General features: G+C 63.8%; 12 protein-coding genes and 1 pseudogene. 12 read left to right on the top strand and 1 reads right to left on the bottom strand.

Features of this window, described 5'->3' with window-relative positions:
* Window positions 1-250: 250 nt before the first annotated feature.
* From tmk to AC1A0G_RS02745, 5 genes are all read left to right on the top strand, one after another.
* Window positions 251-886, top strand: a complete 636-nt coding sequence (gene tmk / locus AC1A0G_RS02765; protein WP_476527309.1) for a dTMP kinase — start codon at window positions 251-253, stop codon at window positions 884-886.
* On the top strand, window positions 883-2,058 hold the full coding sequence (locus AC1A0G_RS02760) for a DNA polymerase III subunit delta' (RefSeq protein ID WP_476527307.1): 1,176 nt from the start codon (window positions 883-885) through the stop codon (window positions 2,056-2,058). The genes tmk and AC1A0G_RS02760 overlap by 4 nt, the downstream gene beginning before the upstream one ends.
* Before the next feature lie 436 nt (window positions 2,059-2,494).
* A complete protein-coding gene (locus tag AC1A0G_RS02755; RefSeq protein ID WP_476527305.1) occupies window positions 2,495-3,049 on the top strand; it encodes a YbhB/YbcL family Raf kinase inhibitor-like protein in 555 nt (184 codons plus the stop codon).
* Between the two features lie 42 nt (window positions 3,050-3,091).
* Complete coding sequence (locus tag AC1A0G_RS02750; protein WP_476527303.1) at window positions 3,092-4,768, top strand: C69 family dipeptidase; 1,677 nt, start codon at window positions 3,092-3,094, stop codon at window positions 4,766-4,768.
* Window positions 4,769-4,931: 163 nt separating this feature from the next.
* The gene (locus AC1A0G_RS02745; RefSeq protein WP_476527302.1) at window positions 4,932-6,449 is read left to right on the top strand and encodes a formate--tetrahydrofolate ligase; all 1,518 of its coding nucleotides are present in this window, start codon (window positions 4,932-4,934) and stop codon (window positions 6,447-6,449) included.
* Window positions 6,450-6,601: 152 nt separating this feature from the next.
* Here AC1A0G_RS02745 and AC1A0G_RS02740 read toward each other — a convergent pair whose 3' ends face one another.
* Window positions 6,602-7,639 (bottom strand): FAD:protein FMN transferase, encoded by a 1,038-nt coding sequence (locus AC1A0G_RS02740; RefSeq protein ID WP_476527300.1) that lies wholly within the window; start codon window positions 7,637-7,639, stop codon window positions 6,602-6,604.
* A gap of 656 nt (window positions 7,640-8,295) precedes the next feature.
* On the opposite strand from AC1A0G_RS02740, the gene AC1A0G_RS02735 reads away from it, so the two are divergent.
* From AC1A0G_RS02735 to AC1A0G_RS02705, 7 genes and pseudogenes are all read left to right on the top strand, one after another.
* Window positions 8,296-9,759 carry an MFS transporter gene (locus tag AC1A0G_RS02735; RefSeq protein WP_476527298.1) on the top strand — a complete coding sequence of 488 codons (1,464 nt, stop codon included), beginning with the start codon at window positions 8,296-8,298 and terminating at the stop codon, window positions 9,757-9,759.
* A gap of 503 nt (window positions 9,760-10,262) precedes the next feature.
* Entirely contained in the window at window positions 10,263-12,044 is a 1,782-nt protein-coding gene (locus tag AC1A0G_RS02730) for an FTR1 family iron permease (protein ID WP_476527340.1), read from the top strand.
* A gap of 198 nt (window positions 12,045-12,242) precedes the next feature.
* Entirely contained in the window at window positions 12,243-12,935 is a 693-nt protein-coding gene (locus AC1A0G_RS02725) for an iron transporter (protein WP_476527296.1), read from the top strand.
* A gap of 549 nt (window positions 12,936-13,484) precedes the next feature.
* A complete protein-coding gene (locus AC1A0G_RS02720) occupies window positions 13,485-14,753 on the top strand; it encodes a Fe-S-containing protein (protein WP_476527295.1) in 1,269 nt (422 codons plus the stop codon).
* Between the two features lie 236 nt (window positions 14,754-14,989).
* Complete coding sequence (locus tag AC1A0G_RS02715; protein ID WP_476527293.1) at window positions 14,990-16,297, top strand: ABC transporter permease; 1,308 nt, start codon at window positions 14,990-14,992, stop codon at window positions 16,295-16,297.
* 179 nt (window positions 16,298-16,476) lie between these two features.
* A pseudogene (locus AC1A0G_RS02710) lies at window positions 16,477-16,986 on the top strand (ABC transporter permease); the annotation flags it as partial.
* A gap of 240 nt (window positions 16,987-17,226) precedes the next feature.
* Window positions 17,227-17,871 carry an ABC transporter permease gene (locus AC1A0G_RS02705; protein WP_476527338.1) on the top strand — a complete coding sequence of 215 codons (645 nt, stop codon included), beginning with the start codon at window positions 17,227-17,229 and terminating at the stop codon, window positions 17,869-17,871.
* The last annotated feature ends 12 nt before the right edge of the window (window positions 17,872-17,883 follow it).

Raw genomic sequence — 17,883 nt, 5'->3', positions numbered from 1 at the left:
ATCTCGCCATGCCGTCGGTCTTTCCTCAAACTCTGAGGCAGTTTCTTCTCTGTGCAAGGGTCTTTCTGCGAACTTTGAGGCAGCCATTGCGTCTGACAACACGCGGAGCACCCCCGAACATGGCTCGCAAGGTCGTTGTTCCAGGAGACTGCTGCCTCAAGGTTTGCAGAAAGACCTCTTCCGAAGTGAAAAGCTGCCTCAAGGTTTGCGAAAAGACGGTCAATACCGCACGTGCGTTAAGGTGAAGGGTATGACCGGAGTGTTTGTTTCGTTTGAGGGCGTCGACGGCGTGGGCAAAACCACGCAGGTCGAGCGGTTGCGCGCATACCTTGAGGCGCAGGGGCGCGAAGTGGTGGTCACCCGCGAGCCGGGAGGCACGCCGCTCGGACAGGCGATCCGCCGCATGCTGCTGCATGGCGTGGAGAGTTCCGCCGATATCGCCGCCCGCGCCGAGGCGCTGCTGTTTGCGGCCGACCGCGCCCAGCACGTGGCCGAGGTCATCCGCCCGGCACTCGAACGCGGGGCGGTCGTCATCACCGACCGATACCTCGACTCGTCGCTCGCCTATCAGGCGGGTGGCCGTGAACTGACCGCCGACGAGATCCGCTCCTTAAGCATGTGGGCCACGAACAACCTGCTGCCGGCCCGCACGTACCTGCTCGACATGGACCCGGCGCTCTCGCACGCCCGGCTTCAGCACGCGGCCGACCGCATGGAATCCGCGGGCGACGGGTTCCAGACCCGCACCCGTCAGGCGTTTCTCGACCTGGCTGCTACCGAGCCGGCCCGGTTCCGCGTGATCGACGCGAGCAAGTCGATCGACGAGGTGTGGTCGCAGATTCATGAGGATATTGACGGACTGTTGGCGCAGGGCGGTGCGCGATGAGCGTGTGGGATGCGATCGTCGGTCAGAAGCCGGTCGTGGAACAGCTCAAGGCCATCTCCACCGGCGACCCGAAGGCCATCGCGCAGTCGTGGCTGATCTGCGGTCCTCCCGGTTCCGGCCGCTCGAACGTGGCCAAGGCGTTCGCCGCCGCGCTCGAAAGCCCCGATCACGGTCTGAGCGACGAGTCGACCAAAACCACGCGCGACATCCTCGCCGGCACGCATCCAGACGTGACCGTCCTCGCCACGAACAAGGTCACCATCGGCATCGACGAGGTGCGCGACCTGATCGGCGTGAGCGAACAGATGCCCGGCACCGCGCCGTGGCGGATCATCATCATCGAAGACGTCGACCGTATGCTCGAACGCACCACGAACGTGCTGCTCAAGGAGATCGAGGAGCCGGCCGAACACACGATCTGGCTGTTGTGCGCCCCGAGCGCGCAGGACGTGCTACCCACGATCCGCTCGCGCACCCGCATCGTGAACCTCGCCGTGCCCACGAACAAGGCCGTCGCCGCATTCCTCATGAACACGGTGAACCCGAGTCTGCCCGACAAGCAGCGCTTCACCGAGCACGTCGCCGCCCGTGCGGCCCGGCTCGCGGAAGGGCACATCGGCGTGGCGCGGCTGTACGCGACGAACGAACGCGTGATGACCGACCGCGACGAGCTGATCGTCGGCGTGATCGGTCTGCGGCGCGCGTCCGATGCGGTGCTGCTCGCCGGCAACCTGATCGACAACGCGAAGGGTCAGGCCGAGGCCGATGTGGAAGCGCAGGCGGCGCGCGCAGAAGCCGATTTCCGTCGCGTCAACGGACTGGGGGAGAAGGATCGCATCCCGCTCAACCTGCGTGGTGCGTACAACCAGATCGCCAAAAAGGACGAGCTGAAACGTCAGGCGACCCGTCGCAGCCGCGACGTGCTCGACCGTGCGCTCAACTCGATCGCCAGCGTGTACCGCGACGTTGCCGTGATGCAGAACAACGCGGAGGACGCGGTCGGCATCATCAATCTGGAGAACCGCGAGGCGATCGCGGAACTGTCGGTGCGCCTGAGCCGGGCCGGTGCGGTGCGCCGTCTCGACGACATCGCCACGGCCCGCCGCCGCCTCGCCGGCAACGGCAACCCCACCCTCCTGTTCGAGGCCCTCTTCTGCGCCCTGATTCCGTAGCGGGGCGGGAGTTGCGTGTGATCCTGCGTGCTTGATGGCATGCTGTGGTGCGTTGTTGGTGTGCGTGTCATTATGGAATCACGTTGCACGTGATGTTGTTTGTTGGCGGACTTCGTCCGCGGTACCCCACCCGTCAGCTTCGCTGACACCCTCCCCTGAAAGGGGAGGGAAATGGCTGCGGGAATGTTGCAGTGGCTCCCGCGTCACGCCTTCCTCTGAGAGGGGAGAAACACTGGCTGGCTCATGATTCCGTCCTTTTCTGGGGCACGCCCTCCTCTGAGGGTGGAGACGTGATGGGTTCTCCCTCCCCTCTCAGGGGAGGGTGGCGCGAAGCGCCGGGTTGGGGTACGCGGCGCAAGCCGCCAACCAACACGGCATTGCGCGAAGCGCAATCCCGAACACGCCTCGTTACATACGCCCGCGATAGACTGAAGCCATGAAGATTTCCGCTGATTTCACGGTGGTGCCCGACGACTTCGCAAAGGCCGCCGCGCCCGAATATCGCAATGGCGGCGTGCCCGTCATCTCCTTCCCGTTCTACATCGACCAGATCGACCCGGCCGTGCGCTACCTGCACTGGACGTTCACCGATCCCGATTCGATCCCGGTGTGCGGCTTCGAATGGATCCACTGGACGGTCGCGAACCTGCCGATCGACGCGCTCATGTACGACTTCAACGATTCGCACGCGCTGCAGATCCCGCCGGACTTCTCACGCCAGCTTCCCGCGATGATTCCGGAGGCCGTGCAGGGCCGCAACTCGTCGGCGAGCAAGTTCGTCGGCCGCGACAACGATCCGGCCGTCACGATGCGCTACAACGGCCCGCAGCCGCCGGACAAGGACCACGACTACTACCTGCACGTGTGGGGCACCAAGGAACCGCTGCCCGGCCTCAATCAGGGATTCTGGATGAACGAGCTGCTTCACGCACTGAGAAACTGCGGCGAAACCCCGGACCAGGGCGGTATCTTCGTTACCGGAAAAGCGTGATCTACCAGTAGAAGTCACAGCAGTCATCAGAAAGGAAGCAACATGCCCTGCACCACGATTCTGGTCGGCAAGGACGCCAGCTACGACGGTTCCACGATCATCGCCCGCAACGAGGACAGCTCCAACGGCGAGTTCAACCCGAAGCGTTTCGTCGTCATCAAGCCCGAGGAACAGCCGAGCGTCTACCACAGCGTCATCTCCCACCTGACCATCGACCTGAGCGAGGAAACCCCGCTGCGCTACACGGCCGCGCCGAACGCCGACCTCAAGCAAGGCATCTGGGGCGAGGCCGGCATCAACGAGGCGAACGTCGCGATGAGCGCCACCGAAACCCTCACCACGAACGAGCGCGTGCTCGGCGCCGACCCGTTCGTCGAATACCAGCCGGCCAAGGGCGATCCGAACGGCGACGACTATGAGCCGGAGGTCCTCGGCGGCATCGGCGAGGAGGACTTCGTCACGCTCGTCCTGCCGTACATCAAGACCGCCCGCGAAGGCGTCGAGCGTCTCGGCTCGCTGCTCGAACGGTTCGGCACCTACGAGATGAACGGCGTCGCGTTCTCCGACGTGAACGAGATCTGGTGGCTGGAGACGGTCGGCGGCCATCACTGGATCGCCAAGCGCGTGCCGGACGAGGCGTACGTGACCATGCCAAACCAGCTCGGCATCGACGAATTCGATCTCGACGACGCGCTCGGCGAGCAGGAGAACCACATGTGCTCGGCCGATCTCGCCGAGTTCATCGAAGACAACCATCTGGATCTGTCGGTCGAATCGACGTCGCCGTTCAACCCGCGCGACGCGTTCGGCTCGCACTCCGACATGGACCACGTCTACAACACGCCGCGCGCGTGGTCGATGCAGCGTTTCCTCAACCCGTACGACGAGGTCTGGGAAGGTCCGGACGCCGATCACACGCCGGAGTCGAACGATATTCCGTGGGCGCGCCAGCCCGAACGCAAGGTGACGATCGAAGACATCAAGTATGTGCTCTCCGACCACTATCAGGGCACCGAATTCGATCCGTACGGCAAGCGCGGCGACGAGCGCACCAAGCACATGTACCGTCCGATCGGCATCAACCGCCAGAGCCAGCTGTCGGTCATGCAGATCCGCCCGTACCGCCCGCAGGTCAGCCGCGCGATCCAGTGGATCGCCTACGGTTCCAACCCGTTCAACACGCTCATGCCGTTCTACACGAACGTCGACGCGACGCCGGCGTATCTGGAGGACACGACCACGCGCGTGACGACCGAGAACTACTACTGGGCGAACCGCGTGATCGCCGCGCTGTGCGACGCGCAGTTCTCCGACAACGAGCCTGCCGTGGCGCGGTATCAGGAGAAGACCGGCGCGCTCGGCCACCAGCTGGTCGCGCAGACCGACGCGGAAGTCAACGCGATGGACGGCGTGTGGCCGACGGTCGAGGAGGCCGTGGCCGAGGCCGCTGCCGAAGATGTTGCGGATGCGGACGATGCTGACGATTTCGGCGGCGAGCTGGACGAGTTCGATGCCGGCGCCGACCTCGACGTGCAGCCGATGGAACCGGACGAGATCGTCGACGCGCTGCGTGCGAACGAGGCCGTGCGTGAGACGCTGACCGCCGCCAACCAGCGGCTGGCCGACCGCCTGAAGACCGAGACGGACAAGCTGCTCGACACCGTGCTGTACAACACCAGCATGAAGATGAAGAACGGCTTCCATCTGTCCGATTTCTAAGGTTTGGTAACTCGGCTCCCCTTGCTAGGGGAGCTGTCGGCGCAGCTGACTGAGGGGTAGTCAGAAGGTGAGGCATATAATCTTCTGACTACCCCTCATTCTCGTTATGCGAGCTAGCTCCCCTGCCTGGTGGAGCCCAGTAGGTGAGAAAGGATTTCCGTCAATGACCTCCATCGAGGATTTCACCAGCCAGTACGGCCTGGTCAAGAAGATCGACGCGTTCGGCTACATGGACTACCTCAAGTCCAACCCCGACGCGCCGCGCAAGCACGGCAAGGTCGTGCTCGTCACCGCCGACACGCCGCTCAAGGCGTCCCGCGGCGAAGGCAAGACCACCACCACGATCGCGCTCATCGACGCGCTGCGTGCGCGCGGCATCGACGCGACCGCCGTGCTGCGCCAGCCGAGCATGGGCATCACCGCGGCCGGCTCGAAGGGCGGCGCGTCCGGCGGCGGCAAGGCGTCGCTGACCCACCCGGAGCTCATCGACTGGGGCCTGTGCGGCGAGATGGCCGCCATCGCGGCCGCCCAGAACCTGCTCGTCTCCTTCGCCGAGAAGGCGATCGACGAGGGCAAGCTCGACGATGTGCTCGTGCCGCGCGTCTCCGAAGTCCCGTCGCGCTCCCTGCGTTCGATCACCGTGGACGCGGGCAAGAACAACGTGGCTGAGAAGGTCGTGCTCACGCCGACCTCCGAGCTCATGCAGATCGTCGTGCTGTCGCGTTCGATGGACGAGATCGGCGAGCGCGTGTCCCGCATGATCGCCGGCACCAAGGACGGCAAGGCCGTCACCTTCGGCGAGTTCATCGACCTGTGGCGCATCACGAACATGCTGGGCGACGCGGTCAAGCCGGCCCTGACCGAGACCGTCAACGGCTCGCCGGTGTACGTGCACGGCGGCCCGTTCGCGAACGTGTCGATCGGCATCCCGACGCTGATCTCCGTGGAGATGGCGTGCGCGCTGCACGACGTCGTCATCGTCGAGGCCGGCTACGGCACCGACGCTGGCGCGCAGAAGTGGCTCGACATCGCGTGCCGCGAGTTCGGTGCGCAGTGGCCGTCCGCCGCGGTGGTCGTGACCCGCGCCTCGACGTGGCGCGACGATCCGGAGCTGGCGTGGCGCTACCCGTTCCACGTGAACCGTCTCGAAGGCCTTGATATTCCGGCGTTCCCGCTCATCAACCTGTGGGAGGGCGAGGACGACCAGATTCCGGCGCTGCGCGAGACCGCCAAGAAGCTGGAGTTCCGCGATCCGATCATCGGTAACCTGTACCGCGACGGCGGCGAGGGACTGGCCGACCAGCTCGATGCGTTCGTGGACGTGCTGACCAACGGTTCGATGCCGGCCCGTCCGCACAGCCACAAGGGCATGTCCGTGATCGAGAACGTGAAGTGGGTCGCCGAGCATGCATACGGCGTGCCGGCCGAGCGCGTGCTGCTCAAGGACGGTTTCGTCGCCTCGCGCGATGCGGCCGTGGCGCTGTGCGAGTCCGCGGGGCTGTCGCTGGCCGATCTGGCGCTGGTCGCGGTCAAGTCCCCGGCCACGATGACCGACAACGACCGCGCGCCGGAGGACGAGCGAACCGTGACCCTGAAGAAGGTCGAGGTGCACGCGGGCGCCGGTCTGGTGCACGTGAACCTGACCACGTCGCTGACGACCCCGATGCCGAAGATCGTGTGATATTTCGGTTGGTTTGACTGGTTTGACTGGTCCAGCTGGCTGTTGGCTGATTGCTGGCCGGTCTGACTGACTGCTGAAGGCCGTAACTGAGTCCGTTTCGTTCCTGACGATCGCGACTCGGTTACGGCTTTTTGTGACTGTTTTTGTGTCTGTCACTGCGCGGTGAACAGTTGGCCCGGGAAGTGGCGGCTGATTGACGCGGTGCGATCGGGATTGAGAACCGCACATTCAAAGGGGAATCGTGCGACGAGGTTGTCGGGGGAGACGACGAACAGCGCGGTTGCCAGTCCGTCGGCCAGCGCGGTCGGATACCATTGCCTGTCATTTCGACCGGGGCGGCAGCCGAGCGGAGAAATCTTTCCGGAACCGTCGCGTCCATCGTCCCTAACCGCGACCCACGTTGCGGCGACGTCACGCACGGGCCGACCGTCGATCGCGTTGAGCAGATGATGCAGCTCAAGATGCCCCGCCGTCTGCCAATGCCGCCGGCTTGGGGCGCTGGCGCAGAACGATCCGCGCGTGACGTTCGCCGTGCCCACCGCCCGTGACGTATCGGCCGGGTCCTCCAATCCGATCGTGATCGGTTTCGAGGAATGAATCAGCAGATCGCCGCCCGCATCGATCAGGAATTCAGGATAAGCGTTGTTCGTCCTCTCTCTTGTGCTGGGCGGAACAGCGGTTTCTGCACGATGCTGGAATGCGAAGGAGTCCATCGACTCACCCACGTCATCGCGCGAAACCGACGTACCGTCGATCAATCGTCCGATGCAATCGACCAGATACCCCTTGCCGCACGCGCCGAAATCAAGATGCACTGCACGCCGCGTGACCAGCGTGGTGCCGTGCCGCCCGTCGCGCGTCACATCGCCGCGCCATGTCGGCCGTCCATGAACCGCGCCAAGCCGGTCGCTCGCGTCGGCGGCCATCGTGAACGAATACCGCGCGTCATAGCCAAGCCGGATCAGGTCCTCCCCGACGCACGGGTCGATCGCCCCGTCGGTCGCGTCGACCAGTGCGTCATACAGGTCAAACAACCTTGCCGTCCACTGCGGAAACTCGAACCTACCGCCATGCGCCGCCTCGCCCATCGCCGTGACGGTCGAGTCGGCGCGAAACCGCGACAGCACGCGCTCATACTCGCTGATGAACGTGGCAATGCGGGCGTGGAGAGAGGCATCGGCCGTCTGCAAGATGTCTCCGCTCGCTTCGCTCGGTCGACATGACGGGAGTGAATCGTCCGGACGACATGACGGGGATGAATCGCTCGATCGGCATGGCAGAGAGGAATCGTCCGGTCGGCATGACGGGGAAGTCTGATCGCGCGACAGACATGACGAGGAACGCGCATCGCTCATCCGCACGATCAACCCGGTTCCCAGCGCCCCCGGAAACGCCATCACCCGCGGCATCCGCTCGCTCAGATCACTCATGCCACCATCGTATTCGCAGTGCTGGTTTTTAGATCCGTGAGAGCGGGACGCATGGGTCTTTCTTGAAACTCTGAGGCAGATTCTGCGTCTGGTAGGGGTCTTTCTTCAAACTTTGAGGCATGGTGTGGTTTTCTTGGTCTTTGCATATTTGAGTACGGGGGGATGCATGTGGTGCGGTATGCGAGCGCGCTGCCTCAACGTTTGGAGAAAGACTCAAACACAGGCGAAGATCTGCCTCAAGGTTGAGAGAAACCCGCGGCTTGGGGGTGTCTGATGGTGTGTTCGACGAGGTGTCGTCTTTGATGGTCATCTTGGTAAGCATCAACGCGAGATAGGCTCGAAAAGTTATGTGCATTGGATCGCGTCGAAACCGCGATACTATTGACGTAGTGTCAATGCTGATGGGAGGTTCAACGATGAGCACGGTGCCGCAAACGCATGAAGACGGAAGCCACGAGTCGGAGAGCGGGGCAGCTGCTGCGGTCAAGGGGCCGGGTGTTGCGCCGGCGGGAACCAAAGCCGTCAAGGACTTGCCAACCGCCAAAGTATGGGCGTTCGCGACTGGGCAGTTCGGCTGGGCGCTGCTGAGCGGCATCATTTCGAACTGGCTCGTCTACTTCTACCAGCCTGACGCCGAAACCATCGCCCAAGGCCAGACCGTGTTCGTGCCGCAGGGCCTCGTCATTCTGGGCATTGTCACCGTCGTCGGCGGCATCACCGCGTTCGCGCGCTTCTTCGACGCGTTCGTCGACCCGGCCGTCGCAAGCCTGTCGGATCGCAGCAAGTCCCCGCGCGGCCGCCGCATACCGTTCCTGCAGTTCGCCGCGCTCCCGCTCGCCGTCGTCACGGTCCTCGTCTTCTGGAGCCCGGTGGGCACGACCAGTTGGGCGAACGCCGTGTTCCTGTTCGTCACCGTCATCGGCTACTACATCGCGCTCACGTTCTATTGCACGCCGTACAACGCGCTCATCGCCGAGCTGGGCCACGACTCGAAGCAGCAGCTCAACATCTCCACGACCATCTCGTTCACGTTCATCGCCGGCACCGCCGTCGCGTACGTCGCGCCGGTCATCTGGGGCGCGTTCGTGCCCGGGCTCGGCCGCGTGAACGCGATCCGCGTCACGTTCACGATTCTCGCCGCGATTGCATTCGTATGCATGCTCGTGCCGGCGCTTGCCATCGACGAGCGCGAGTACGTGGATTCCAAGCCGACCAGCGAGGACACGCTCACCTCGCTCAAGGAGACGTTCCGCGACCGCGAGTTCGTGAAGTTCGTCAGCTCGGACATCGTGTATTGGATCGCGATCACGATGTTCCAAACCGGTCTGCCGTTCTTCGTGACCAGTCTGCTCAAGCTGCCGGAAACGAGCACGACGATCTACTTCGTGCTCATGACTGGTGTTTCGGTGCTGTTCTATCTGCCGGTGAACATGTTCGCGGGGCGCGTCGGCAAGAAGCGGCTCATGCTGGTCGGATTCGTGATCTTCACGTGCGCGTACGTGTTCGCGTCGCTGCTCGGCTCGGGCGTGCTCGGCGCGGTGCCGGCGATGGCGCAGGGCGTGGTGCTGTCGGTCGCATGCGCGATCCCGATGGCGATCTTCGGCATCCTGCCGCAGGCCGTGGTGGCGAACATCGCGGGCGCAAGCTCCAAGACGACCGGCGAGGACCGGCAGGGCATGTTCTACGCGGCGCGCACGTTCGCGATGAAGATGGGGCAGAGCCTGTCGATGCTGCTGTTCACCGGTCTGAGCACGATCGGTGCGGCTTCTGGATTCGGCTATCGCGTGGCCGCCGTGTGCGCGGCGGTGCTGTGCGGCCTCGGCGGATTGATCTTCGCGTTCTATGACGAGAAGAAGGTGCTCGCGGTGTTGGAGGCATAACCGTTGAACGGTATCTTGCAGTTGTAGGGCCATGCCTTGGCTCGTCCGCAGTCGGAAGCGATGGTGCCGAATGCCGAATCGTTGGAAAATCAAGCTTTTCTGATTCGGGAATATCGGTTGTTTTTGGTACATGGCCCTACAACTGCAAGATATGCTTGTGCGATTACCGTGAATGCGGTTTGGTGGCGAAACAAATAACGGTCCGGGTCCAATGCGGGGTTGCCCGCTGATTCGGCGTGTTGCGAGAGGGCGACAGTGGCGGAATATCGGATGGTGAGACGACGGCGGGTGAATTTTGACGCGTTCGTCGTTGATATTCCGCCATAATCGCGTCACTACCGCAAACCGGCCAAAAAATCAAGACTGTTTTTTCTGTGAGTTTCCTCGTACCTTATTGGCGGTGGGTGAAAAACCCCTATGCGCATATGAGAGGAAGCTTCGCAATGTCGAATCGTGCCATGATGAGTCGCGCCGTCGAACAGACGATGGACGCGCGCACGGCGATGAAGACGATCGCAACCAAGACCACGGTTGCCGCGATCGCATTCGTCGCCGCGTTCGTGACCATGCTGAGCCTCGCCGTCGCCCCCATTTCGACGGGCACGTCAACGGATCAGTCGGTTCTGCCGTTCACGCAGGCCGCGTTCGCTGACGACAGCTCAAGCGTCGACTACGAGACGTGGGCCGCCGTCGCCAAGGCCATTGACGACCAGCTGCAGGACGGCCTCAAGGAATACACGTCCGGCAACACGGCCGGCTCGACGTCCAAGTTCATGGCCGCGTACAACACGATCTACATCGCGTCCAACTTCACCGCCGTCGTGCGCGACTCGGTCAGCTCCGACAAGCAGACGAGCCAGCAGCAGGCGTTCCAGGACATCCAGAACCTCTCGTACACGTCCGGCAACGACGACCAGCTCAAGACCAAGATCACCGATCTCGTGAACGACCTGAACGCAACCGCGCAGCAGCTCGACGCCAACACGAGCCTCGCCAACCCGAAAAAGTACGCCGAGGCCCTGCAGGCGCAGATCGCCAAGGAACGCAAGGAACTCGACGCCAAAAAGAAGAAGAACCCGGGCAAGGGCAACCGTTCGTGGACCGACGTGGCCAACGAGATGACCCCGATCCTCGACAACGCGTACAAGGCGTATGCGGCGGGCGACGCGGCCAAAGGCGCGACGCTCGTGAACAACGCGTACTACCAGTACTACGAGAAGCTCGGCTTCGAGAAGAACGTGATGAACGCGATCAGCGGCAACCGCGTCTCGCAGGTCGAATACCAGTTCAAGATGTGCCGCAAGTCGATGAACACCGGCGCGGACCTCAAGAGCACGAAGAAGCTCATCGACGACCTCAAGGCCATGCTGGTCAAGGATGCGGGCATTCTCGACGGCGGCGCGGCCGACAAAGAGGGCGGCTTCACCAAGCTCATCACCAGCGCGGTCGGCCAGGCGTTCCTGATCCTTATCCGCGAGGGCCTTGAGGCGCTGCTCGTGGTCGCGGCCGTGGTGGCGTACCTCGTCAAGTCCGGCAACAAGCGCTTCACCAAGTGGATCTACCTCGGCGTGCTCGCCGGCCTTGCCGGCGCGGGCGTGGTCGCGGTGATCTTCGTGCTCGCGTTCGGCGGCTCCGGCCCGATCCAGGAGATCATGGAAGGCGTGTGCGCACTCATCGCCATGGGCATGCTGCTGTGGACCAGCAACTGGATGCTCAACAAGTCGAGCGTCGAGGCGTGGAACCGGTACATTCGCACCAAGACCGAGGCGGCCGTCAAGTCGGTCTCCGCGCAGGTCGAGTCCGGCGATCACGTCGCGTTCGGCACGGTGATGTCGCTTGCGATGCTGAGCTTCCTCGCCGTGTTCCGCGAGGGTGCCGAAACGGTGATCTTCTACCAGTCGATCTACTCGATGAGCCAGGATACGAAGGGCATGTGGACGGGCGGCATCGCCGCGGCCGTGGTGCTCGTGATCATCTTCGTCGTCATCCGGTTCACGTCGGTGAAGATTCCGATCGGCCCGTTCTTCCTCGTTACGTCGATCCTGATGTCGGTGCTCGTGGTCGTCTTCGCGGGCGGCGGCGTGCACGCGCTGATCGAGGGCGACGCGCTGCCGGCCAACTACCTGCAGGGCGTGCCGACAAACGACTGGCTCGGCTTCTACCCGTACGTCGAATGCATCGTGGCGCAGGTGATCGCGGCCATCGCGGTGATCACGCTGTTCGTGGTCGGTTTCGTCAAGCAGCGCAAGGCCAAGGCCGAGCTTGCCGCGTGCGGTGATCGCTGATGAATACGACATACCTTGTCATTTCGACCGAGCGTATCGGAGCACCTGTCATTTCGACCGAGGCGATAGCCGAGCGGAGAAATCTTCCCAAGCGGCAACGCCTCTGAAAGATTTCTCGACTCCGGCCTTACGGCCTCCGCTCGAAATGACACCTACAGATTTTCCCCAAAATTTCAACCTAGACAAAGGAAGAGAAATATGAAGAACAAGAAACTCGCCGCCGTCCTCGGCGTGCTGCTCGCCGGTTCGATGGCCTTCTCGCTGGCCGCCTGCGGCTCGACCACCGCGTCGAACGACAACGCCAAGTCGGACACCTCCACCTCCGACACCAAGTCGGATGACACCAAATCGGACGACACCTCCTCCGACGCCGGCACTGGCTTCGAGGAAGTCCCGGTCGGCCCGTCCGGCACCGCCGAGGAGCAGGATCAGGACAACGGCCCGCTGACCGTCGGCGCCGTGTACTTCCAGCCGATCGACATGGAACCGGCCTCCTCCGGCCTCAAGGCCGCGGACGCCTCCTTCCACCTCGAGGCCGACATCCACGCCAACGAGAAGGGCACCGAGCTCGGCTACGGCAAGGGCGACTTCATCCCGGACCTGACCGTGAACTACACGATCATCGACAAGTCCACCGGTAAGGAGGTCGAGGGCGGCAAGGCCACCTCCGGTACCTTCATGCAGATGAACGCCTCCGACGGCCCGCACTACGGCGCCAACGTCAAGCTCGACAAGGCCGGCACCTACCAGCTCAAGCTGTCGATCGAATCCCCGGCCGCCAAGGGCTGGATGCTGCACGTCGACCCGGAGACCGGCGTCAAGGGCCGCTTCTGGACCGAGCCGATCGAGGTCACCTTCGACAACTGGGATTACACGCCGCGTCAGTGGTGAGCGCGTAGGCGAACAGCCCAGTGGGCTGTTCGTAGCGCTCATGGGCGATGTGGCAACATCGCCCGGGACAGCCGGCCAAAGGCCGTCCTCCAGTGCACGACGGAGTGGCCGAGCCGTTAAGGAAACAGCCCAGTGGGCTGTTTCTAGGCGAGGGCGAGCGATAGCGAGCCAGCAATAACGCGTTCGCGATAGCGAACGTCCGAATTTGCCGGCGGTATCGTTGATTCCATTGTGGCGATATAGCGAACGCTCCCTTCCGCGAGAGGGGAGCTTTTGCTGTTTTGGGGATGCTGGGTTGATGAGGCTGGTCGGGTGTGACCCCCTCAGTCAGCTGCGCTGACAGCTCCCCCTAGGTAGGGGGAGCAGAGGTGACGACTCTTGCGCCCCCTGTTAGGGGGGCTGTCAGCAACGCTGACTGGGGGGCAACACCCCAACCACATAAAGCCCGACAAAGTATTAGACGTATAACCATTGTCTCTCCCTCAGTCAGCCCTGCGGCTGACAGCTCCCTCATCAGAGGGAGCCAAGGAGCGGCGTGAAAGGACGCGAATGCTTGAACAATTCGTGACGGTGATGCCGGGGACGCTGGCCCCCGCATTGCTCGTGATGTGCCTGAGCGTGATGCTCACGGTCGGCGAGGGGCGCGACAAGCCGATCAGCACGCATTGGCGTCTGTGGGGCGTCGGCGTCGGCCTCGTCGCCGCGATCGTGTTCGCGGCCCTGCGCGCGTCGGCCGTCATCAACCAGCGCACGTTCGTCAACTATCCGGTGCTGTGCGTCGCGGTCGTCGTCGACCTGCTCGCGCTGGCGACCGTCATCCTCGCCCGCCGCATCACCACGAACTGGCAGCGGCACGCGGTCTGGATGCACGTCGCGAACGCGATCGCTGCGATCGACATCGCGCTCACGCTGTTCTACGCGCTGCCCGACGTCATCCTGCAGCTGACGATCTGGGTCGAGCCGGGAGACCCGATCTTCACGTCCGCGATGCTGCTGCGAGCGCTCGGTTTCGCGCTGGGACTGGCGATGTCGATCATCGTCGCCGCGATCTTCCGCACGATGCGCTCGACCGCGGTGCGACCTGCGTTCACGGCCGCCGTCGTGCTGACGATGGCGATCCTGTTCGTGCAGCATCTGACCGGACTCGCGCAGATCCTGCAGGCGCGAGGATTCCCGATGAACCACACCGAGTTCGTGATGCTCGCGTGGTCGATCAACAACAACCGCGAGATGATTCTTGCGCAAACGTTCGCGTTCCTGATCCCGGCCGTCGCGTCGGTGGTGGCCGGATTCCGCATGCCGATGACCGGTCCGAATGAGGCGACCGTGCGCCGGCACAAGGCGTTCCGTCGTCGTGCGGTCGCGGCGGCCGCGTGGAGCGTCGTCGCGATGATCGGCGTGGCCGTGACGCTCACGGTCGGCGTGGCCGCGACCCAGCAGGAGGTCACGCTCTCGCCGCCGGAAGCGTACTCGTTGAAGGACGGCGTCGCGACGATCCCGTTCAGCCAGGTCGAGGACGGCCACCTGCACCGCTTCGAATACAAGGCGAAGGACGGTACGGTGATGCGGTTCATCATCATCAAGAAGAACGGCGGCGCGTACGGCATCGGCCTCGACGCGTGCGACAACTGCGGCGACGCTGGCTACTACGAGAAGGACGGCAAGATCATCTGCAAGAAGTGCGAGGTCGCGATCAATCTGGCGACGATCGGCTTCAAGGGCGGATGCAACCCGGTGCCGTTCCCGTACAAGACCGGCAACGGCAAGATCACCATTCAGACTGCGGATCTGGACGCGCTGAGCGCCCACTTCCAGTGAGTCCACTCTCTTGGCCCCCTCAGCTGAGGGGGGCTGTCGAGCGAAGCTCGACTGGGGGAGTGTTGAAAGGGCCGAACGCATAAGCGCTTGGCTGCCCCTCAGTCTCGCTACGCGAGCCAGCTCCCCTGACAGGGGGCAAGAAAAAGGAACGTTTGGCTTCTGACGCTCCCTCAGTCAGCTGCGCTGACAGCTCCCTCAACCGAGGGAGCCGAGAAAAACGGAAAAGGAGGAACACGTTGTTCTTTCTGCGAATGATCGCGCGGTCGTTCACGCGCCAGCTACGCAGGCGGCTGCTCATCGCGCTCACCGTGTGCCTGTCGGCCACGGTCAGCGTCTCGATGCTGGGCGTCGTCTTCGACGTCGGCGACAAGCTCAACGCTGAACTGTCGACGTACGGTTCGAACATCATCGTGCAGCCGAAGGCCGACGCGGTCGTCTCCGACCTGTACAACACGACCGGCGTGACCGGCGCGGCCGCCCAGGCCGACCCGACCGCGTTCCTCAAGGAATCGGACGCGGCCAAGATCAAGACGATCTTCTGGGCGTTCAACATCACCAACTTCGCGCCGCAGCTCAACGTGCACGCCGAGGTCAACGGCACGAATGCGCCGCTTGTCGGCACGTGGTTCAACAAGGAACTCAAGCTCGCGTCCGGCGAGACGACCGTGGTCGGCGTCGAGGGCATGCGTTCGTGGTGGAAGATCGAAGGCGCGTGGCCGAAGGACGACACCGATCAGGGCATGATCGGCGCGACGCTCGCGCAGCAGCTCGGCGTGGGCGTGGGCGATACGGTCACGCTCAAGAAGACCACGGCGTCCGGCAAGCACAACGAGCAGGCGATCAAAATCGTCGGCGTGTACGATTCCGGCGATGACGAGAATGGCTCGCTGTACCTGTCGAGTTCGGTCGCGCAGGTGCTCGCGGACCTGCCCGACGCGGCCGACAAGATCGAGGTGAAGGCCCTGACCACGCCGGAGAACGACCTCGCGCGCAAGGCCGCGCAGAACCCGGCCGCGCTCAGCCAGGACGACTGGGAGACGTGGTACTGCACCGCGTACCCGAGCTCGATCGCGTACCAGATCGAAGAGGTGATTCCGGACGCGGTCGCCAAGCAGGTGCGGCAGGTCGCCGCGTTGCAGGGGAACGTTTTGCAGAAGACGCAGGCCGTGATGATCCTGATGACCGTGCTGAGCCTGATCGCGGCGGCCGTGGCCGTGGCGAACCTGATGGTCGCCTCGATCGGCGAGCGGTCGGCCGAACTGGCGCTGCTTAAGGCGATTGGCGCGACGGACGGCGCGGTGTCGCGTCTGATGATGGCCGAGACGGCGGCGATCGCGCTGCTCGGTGCGATCGTTGGCGCGGGACTCGGTTCGGGCGTCGCGCAGCTGATCGGGCATGTGGTGTTCGGTTCGGGCATCACGATGCGGCCGATGGTGTTCGTGCTTGTGTTCGTGCTGCTTGCGATCACCGTGCTGCTCGCGTCCGCGTCGTCGATCCGCTCGATCCTGAGTCTGCGCCCCGCGGAGGTGCTCCATGGCCGGTGAGTTCGCTTCACAGTGTCATTTCGAGCGCAGCGTAGCGGAGTCGAGAAATCTCTTCCTTGCGACGCGTATGGCGTTGGTTGCCGCAGGGTCGTTCCTCGGGAGAAGATTTCTCCGCTCGGCTGTCGCCTCGGTCGAAATGACAGGGTTACGCATCGGTACGACGAGAAAGGAGTGGTGAGATGACGAATACCGGAATGTTCTTCCGCATGCTGTTCAGCGCCGTGTTCCGGCGGCGCTCGCGTGCGATGATGGCGGTCGTCGCGTCGCTCGTCGGCGCGGCCACGCTGTTCTGCCTGGCGATGATCTGCATCGCCGTGCCGCAGCAGATGAACGAGGAGATGCGCGCGTACGGCGCGAACCTGATCGTCACGCCGACCTCGTCCACCGCGTCGGCCGACAAGGCCGGCATCGACGAGGCGATGGTCGAGCACACCACCGAAATGGTCGCGGCGAAGGGGTCCGAGAAGCATGCGACCTACCGGTATGAGAACGTTCGCGTGAACGCCGCGCCGTACGTGATGGCCGGCGTGGACGCCGCGCAGGTGAAGAACCTCAACCACCACTGGGTGATCGACGGCTCATGGCCGTCCGACGGCAAGGTGCTCATCGGCCGCGACATCGCCGACGCGATCGGCCTCAAGGTCGGCTCGCGCATCACCATCGGCTACCGCGCCTCCGACAACTCCTCCACCTCCTCGGCCCCCTCGGCTGGGTCGAGCCGTGAAGGAAACGCCGGCGGCGTTTCTAGGCGAGAGAGCGACGACAGTCGCTCCAGTGAAACGGCCGAAGACTCCGCAGTTGCTGGGCAGGCTGGCTCGCGCAGCGAGACTGAGGGAGGGAACACGGGTTCCACCTCCACCACCAACGGCACGTCCAACACGCAGTCCTCCGGCCAGCCCACCCAGGATGGCCGCGTCTCCAGCGACATCATGGACACGTCCGGCACCGAATTCCGCGTCGCCGGCATCGTCGACACCGGCGGCAGCGAGGACTCGATCATCTACGCCACCAACGCCGACGTCAACAAGCTCACCGGCGTCACACGCGGCGTCGACGTCATCGAATACTCCGCCGGTGCGAACGATCTCAACGCGCTCGTGCAGAGCATCAACGACATGACCTCCATGCACGTCAAGGCGCAGCAGGTCACCAAGATCACCGCATCCGACACGCGCATCATCACCATGCTGCAAACGTTGTTCTGGATCGTCTCGCTCGTCGTGCTCGTGCTCACGCTCGTCGGCGTCGGCACCACGATCAGCTCGATCGTCTCGCAGCGACGCAACGAAATCGGCCTGCGCAAGGCGCTCGGCGCCAGCTCGTCGGCGATCGGCATCGAATTCTACGTCGAATCGGCCATGTACGGCCTCATCGGCGGCCTCGTCGGCACCGCGATCGGCTACGGGCTCGCGCAATGGCTGTGCGTGGCCGTGTTCGAGCGTTCGATCGGCTTCAACTGGTGGCTCGGCGTCGCGTCCGTGCTGCTTGCGGCGATCGTCGCGGTCGTCGCGTCCATCCCGCCCGTCCACCGCGCCACGCGCATCGACCCGGCCGTCGTGCTGCGCGAGGAATAATCCGTCGGCTTA

Source organism: Bifidobacterium sp. LH_230, assembly GCF_056357555.1.
Note: the sequence above shows the minus strand (reverse complement) of the source record. Positions and strands in the feature narration are given on the sequence as shown.

Excerpts from the sequence above, each read along its gene's own strand:
- AC1A0G_RS02750 (WP_476527303.1), top strand. The coding sequence starts at position 3,092 with ATGCCCTGCACCACGATTCTGGTCGGCAAGGACGCCAGCTACGACGGT.
- tmk (WP_476527309.1), top strand. The coding sequence starts at position 251 with ATGACCGGAGTGTTTGTTTCGTTTGAGGGCGTCGACGGCGTGGGCAAA.
- AC1A0G_RS02720 (WP_476527295.1), top strand. The coding sequence starts at position 13,485 with ATGCTTGAACAATTCGTGACGGTGATGCCGGGGACGCTGGCCCCCGCA.
- AC1A0G_RS02735 (WP_476527298.1), top strand. The coding sequence starts at position 8,296 with ATGAGCACGGTGCCGCAAACGCATGAAGACGGAAGCCACGAGTCGGAG.
- AC1A0G_RS02760 (WP_476527307.1), top strand. The coding sequence starts at position 883 with ATGAGCGTGTGGGATGCGATCGTCGGTCAGAAGCCGGTCGTGGAACAG.
- AC1A0G_RS02730 (WP_476527340.1), top strand. The coding sequence starts at position 10,263 with ATGAAGACGATCGCAACCAAGACCACGGTTGCCGCGATCGCATTCGTC.
- AC1A0G_RS02755 (WP_476527305.1), top strand. The coding sequence starts at position 2,495 with ATGAAGATTTCCGCTGATTTCACGGTGGTGCCCGACGACTTCGCAAAG.
- AC1A0G_RS02705 (WP_476527338.1), top strand. The coding sequence starts at position 17,227 with ATGGACACGTCCGGCACCGAATTCCGCGTCGCCGGCATCGTCGACACC.
- AC1A0G_RS02745 (WP_476527302.1), top strand. The coding sequence starts at position 4,932 with ATGACCTCCATCGAGGATTTCACCAGCCAGTACGGCCTGGTCAAGAAG.
- AC1A0G_RS02725 (WP_476527296.1), top strand. The coding sequence starts at position 12,243 with ATGAAGAACAAGAAACTCGCCGCCGTCCTCGGCGTGCTGCTCGCCGGT.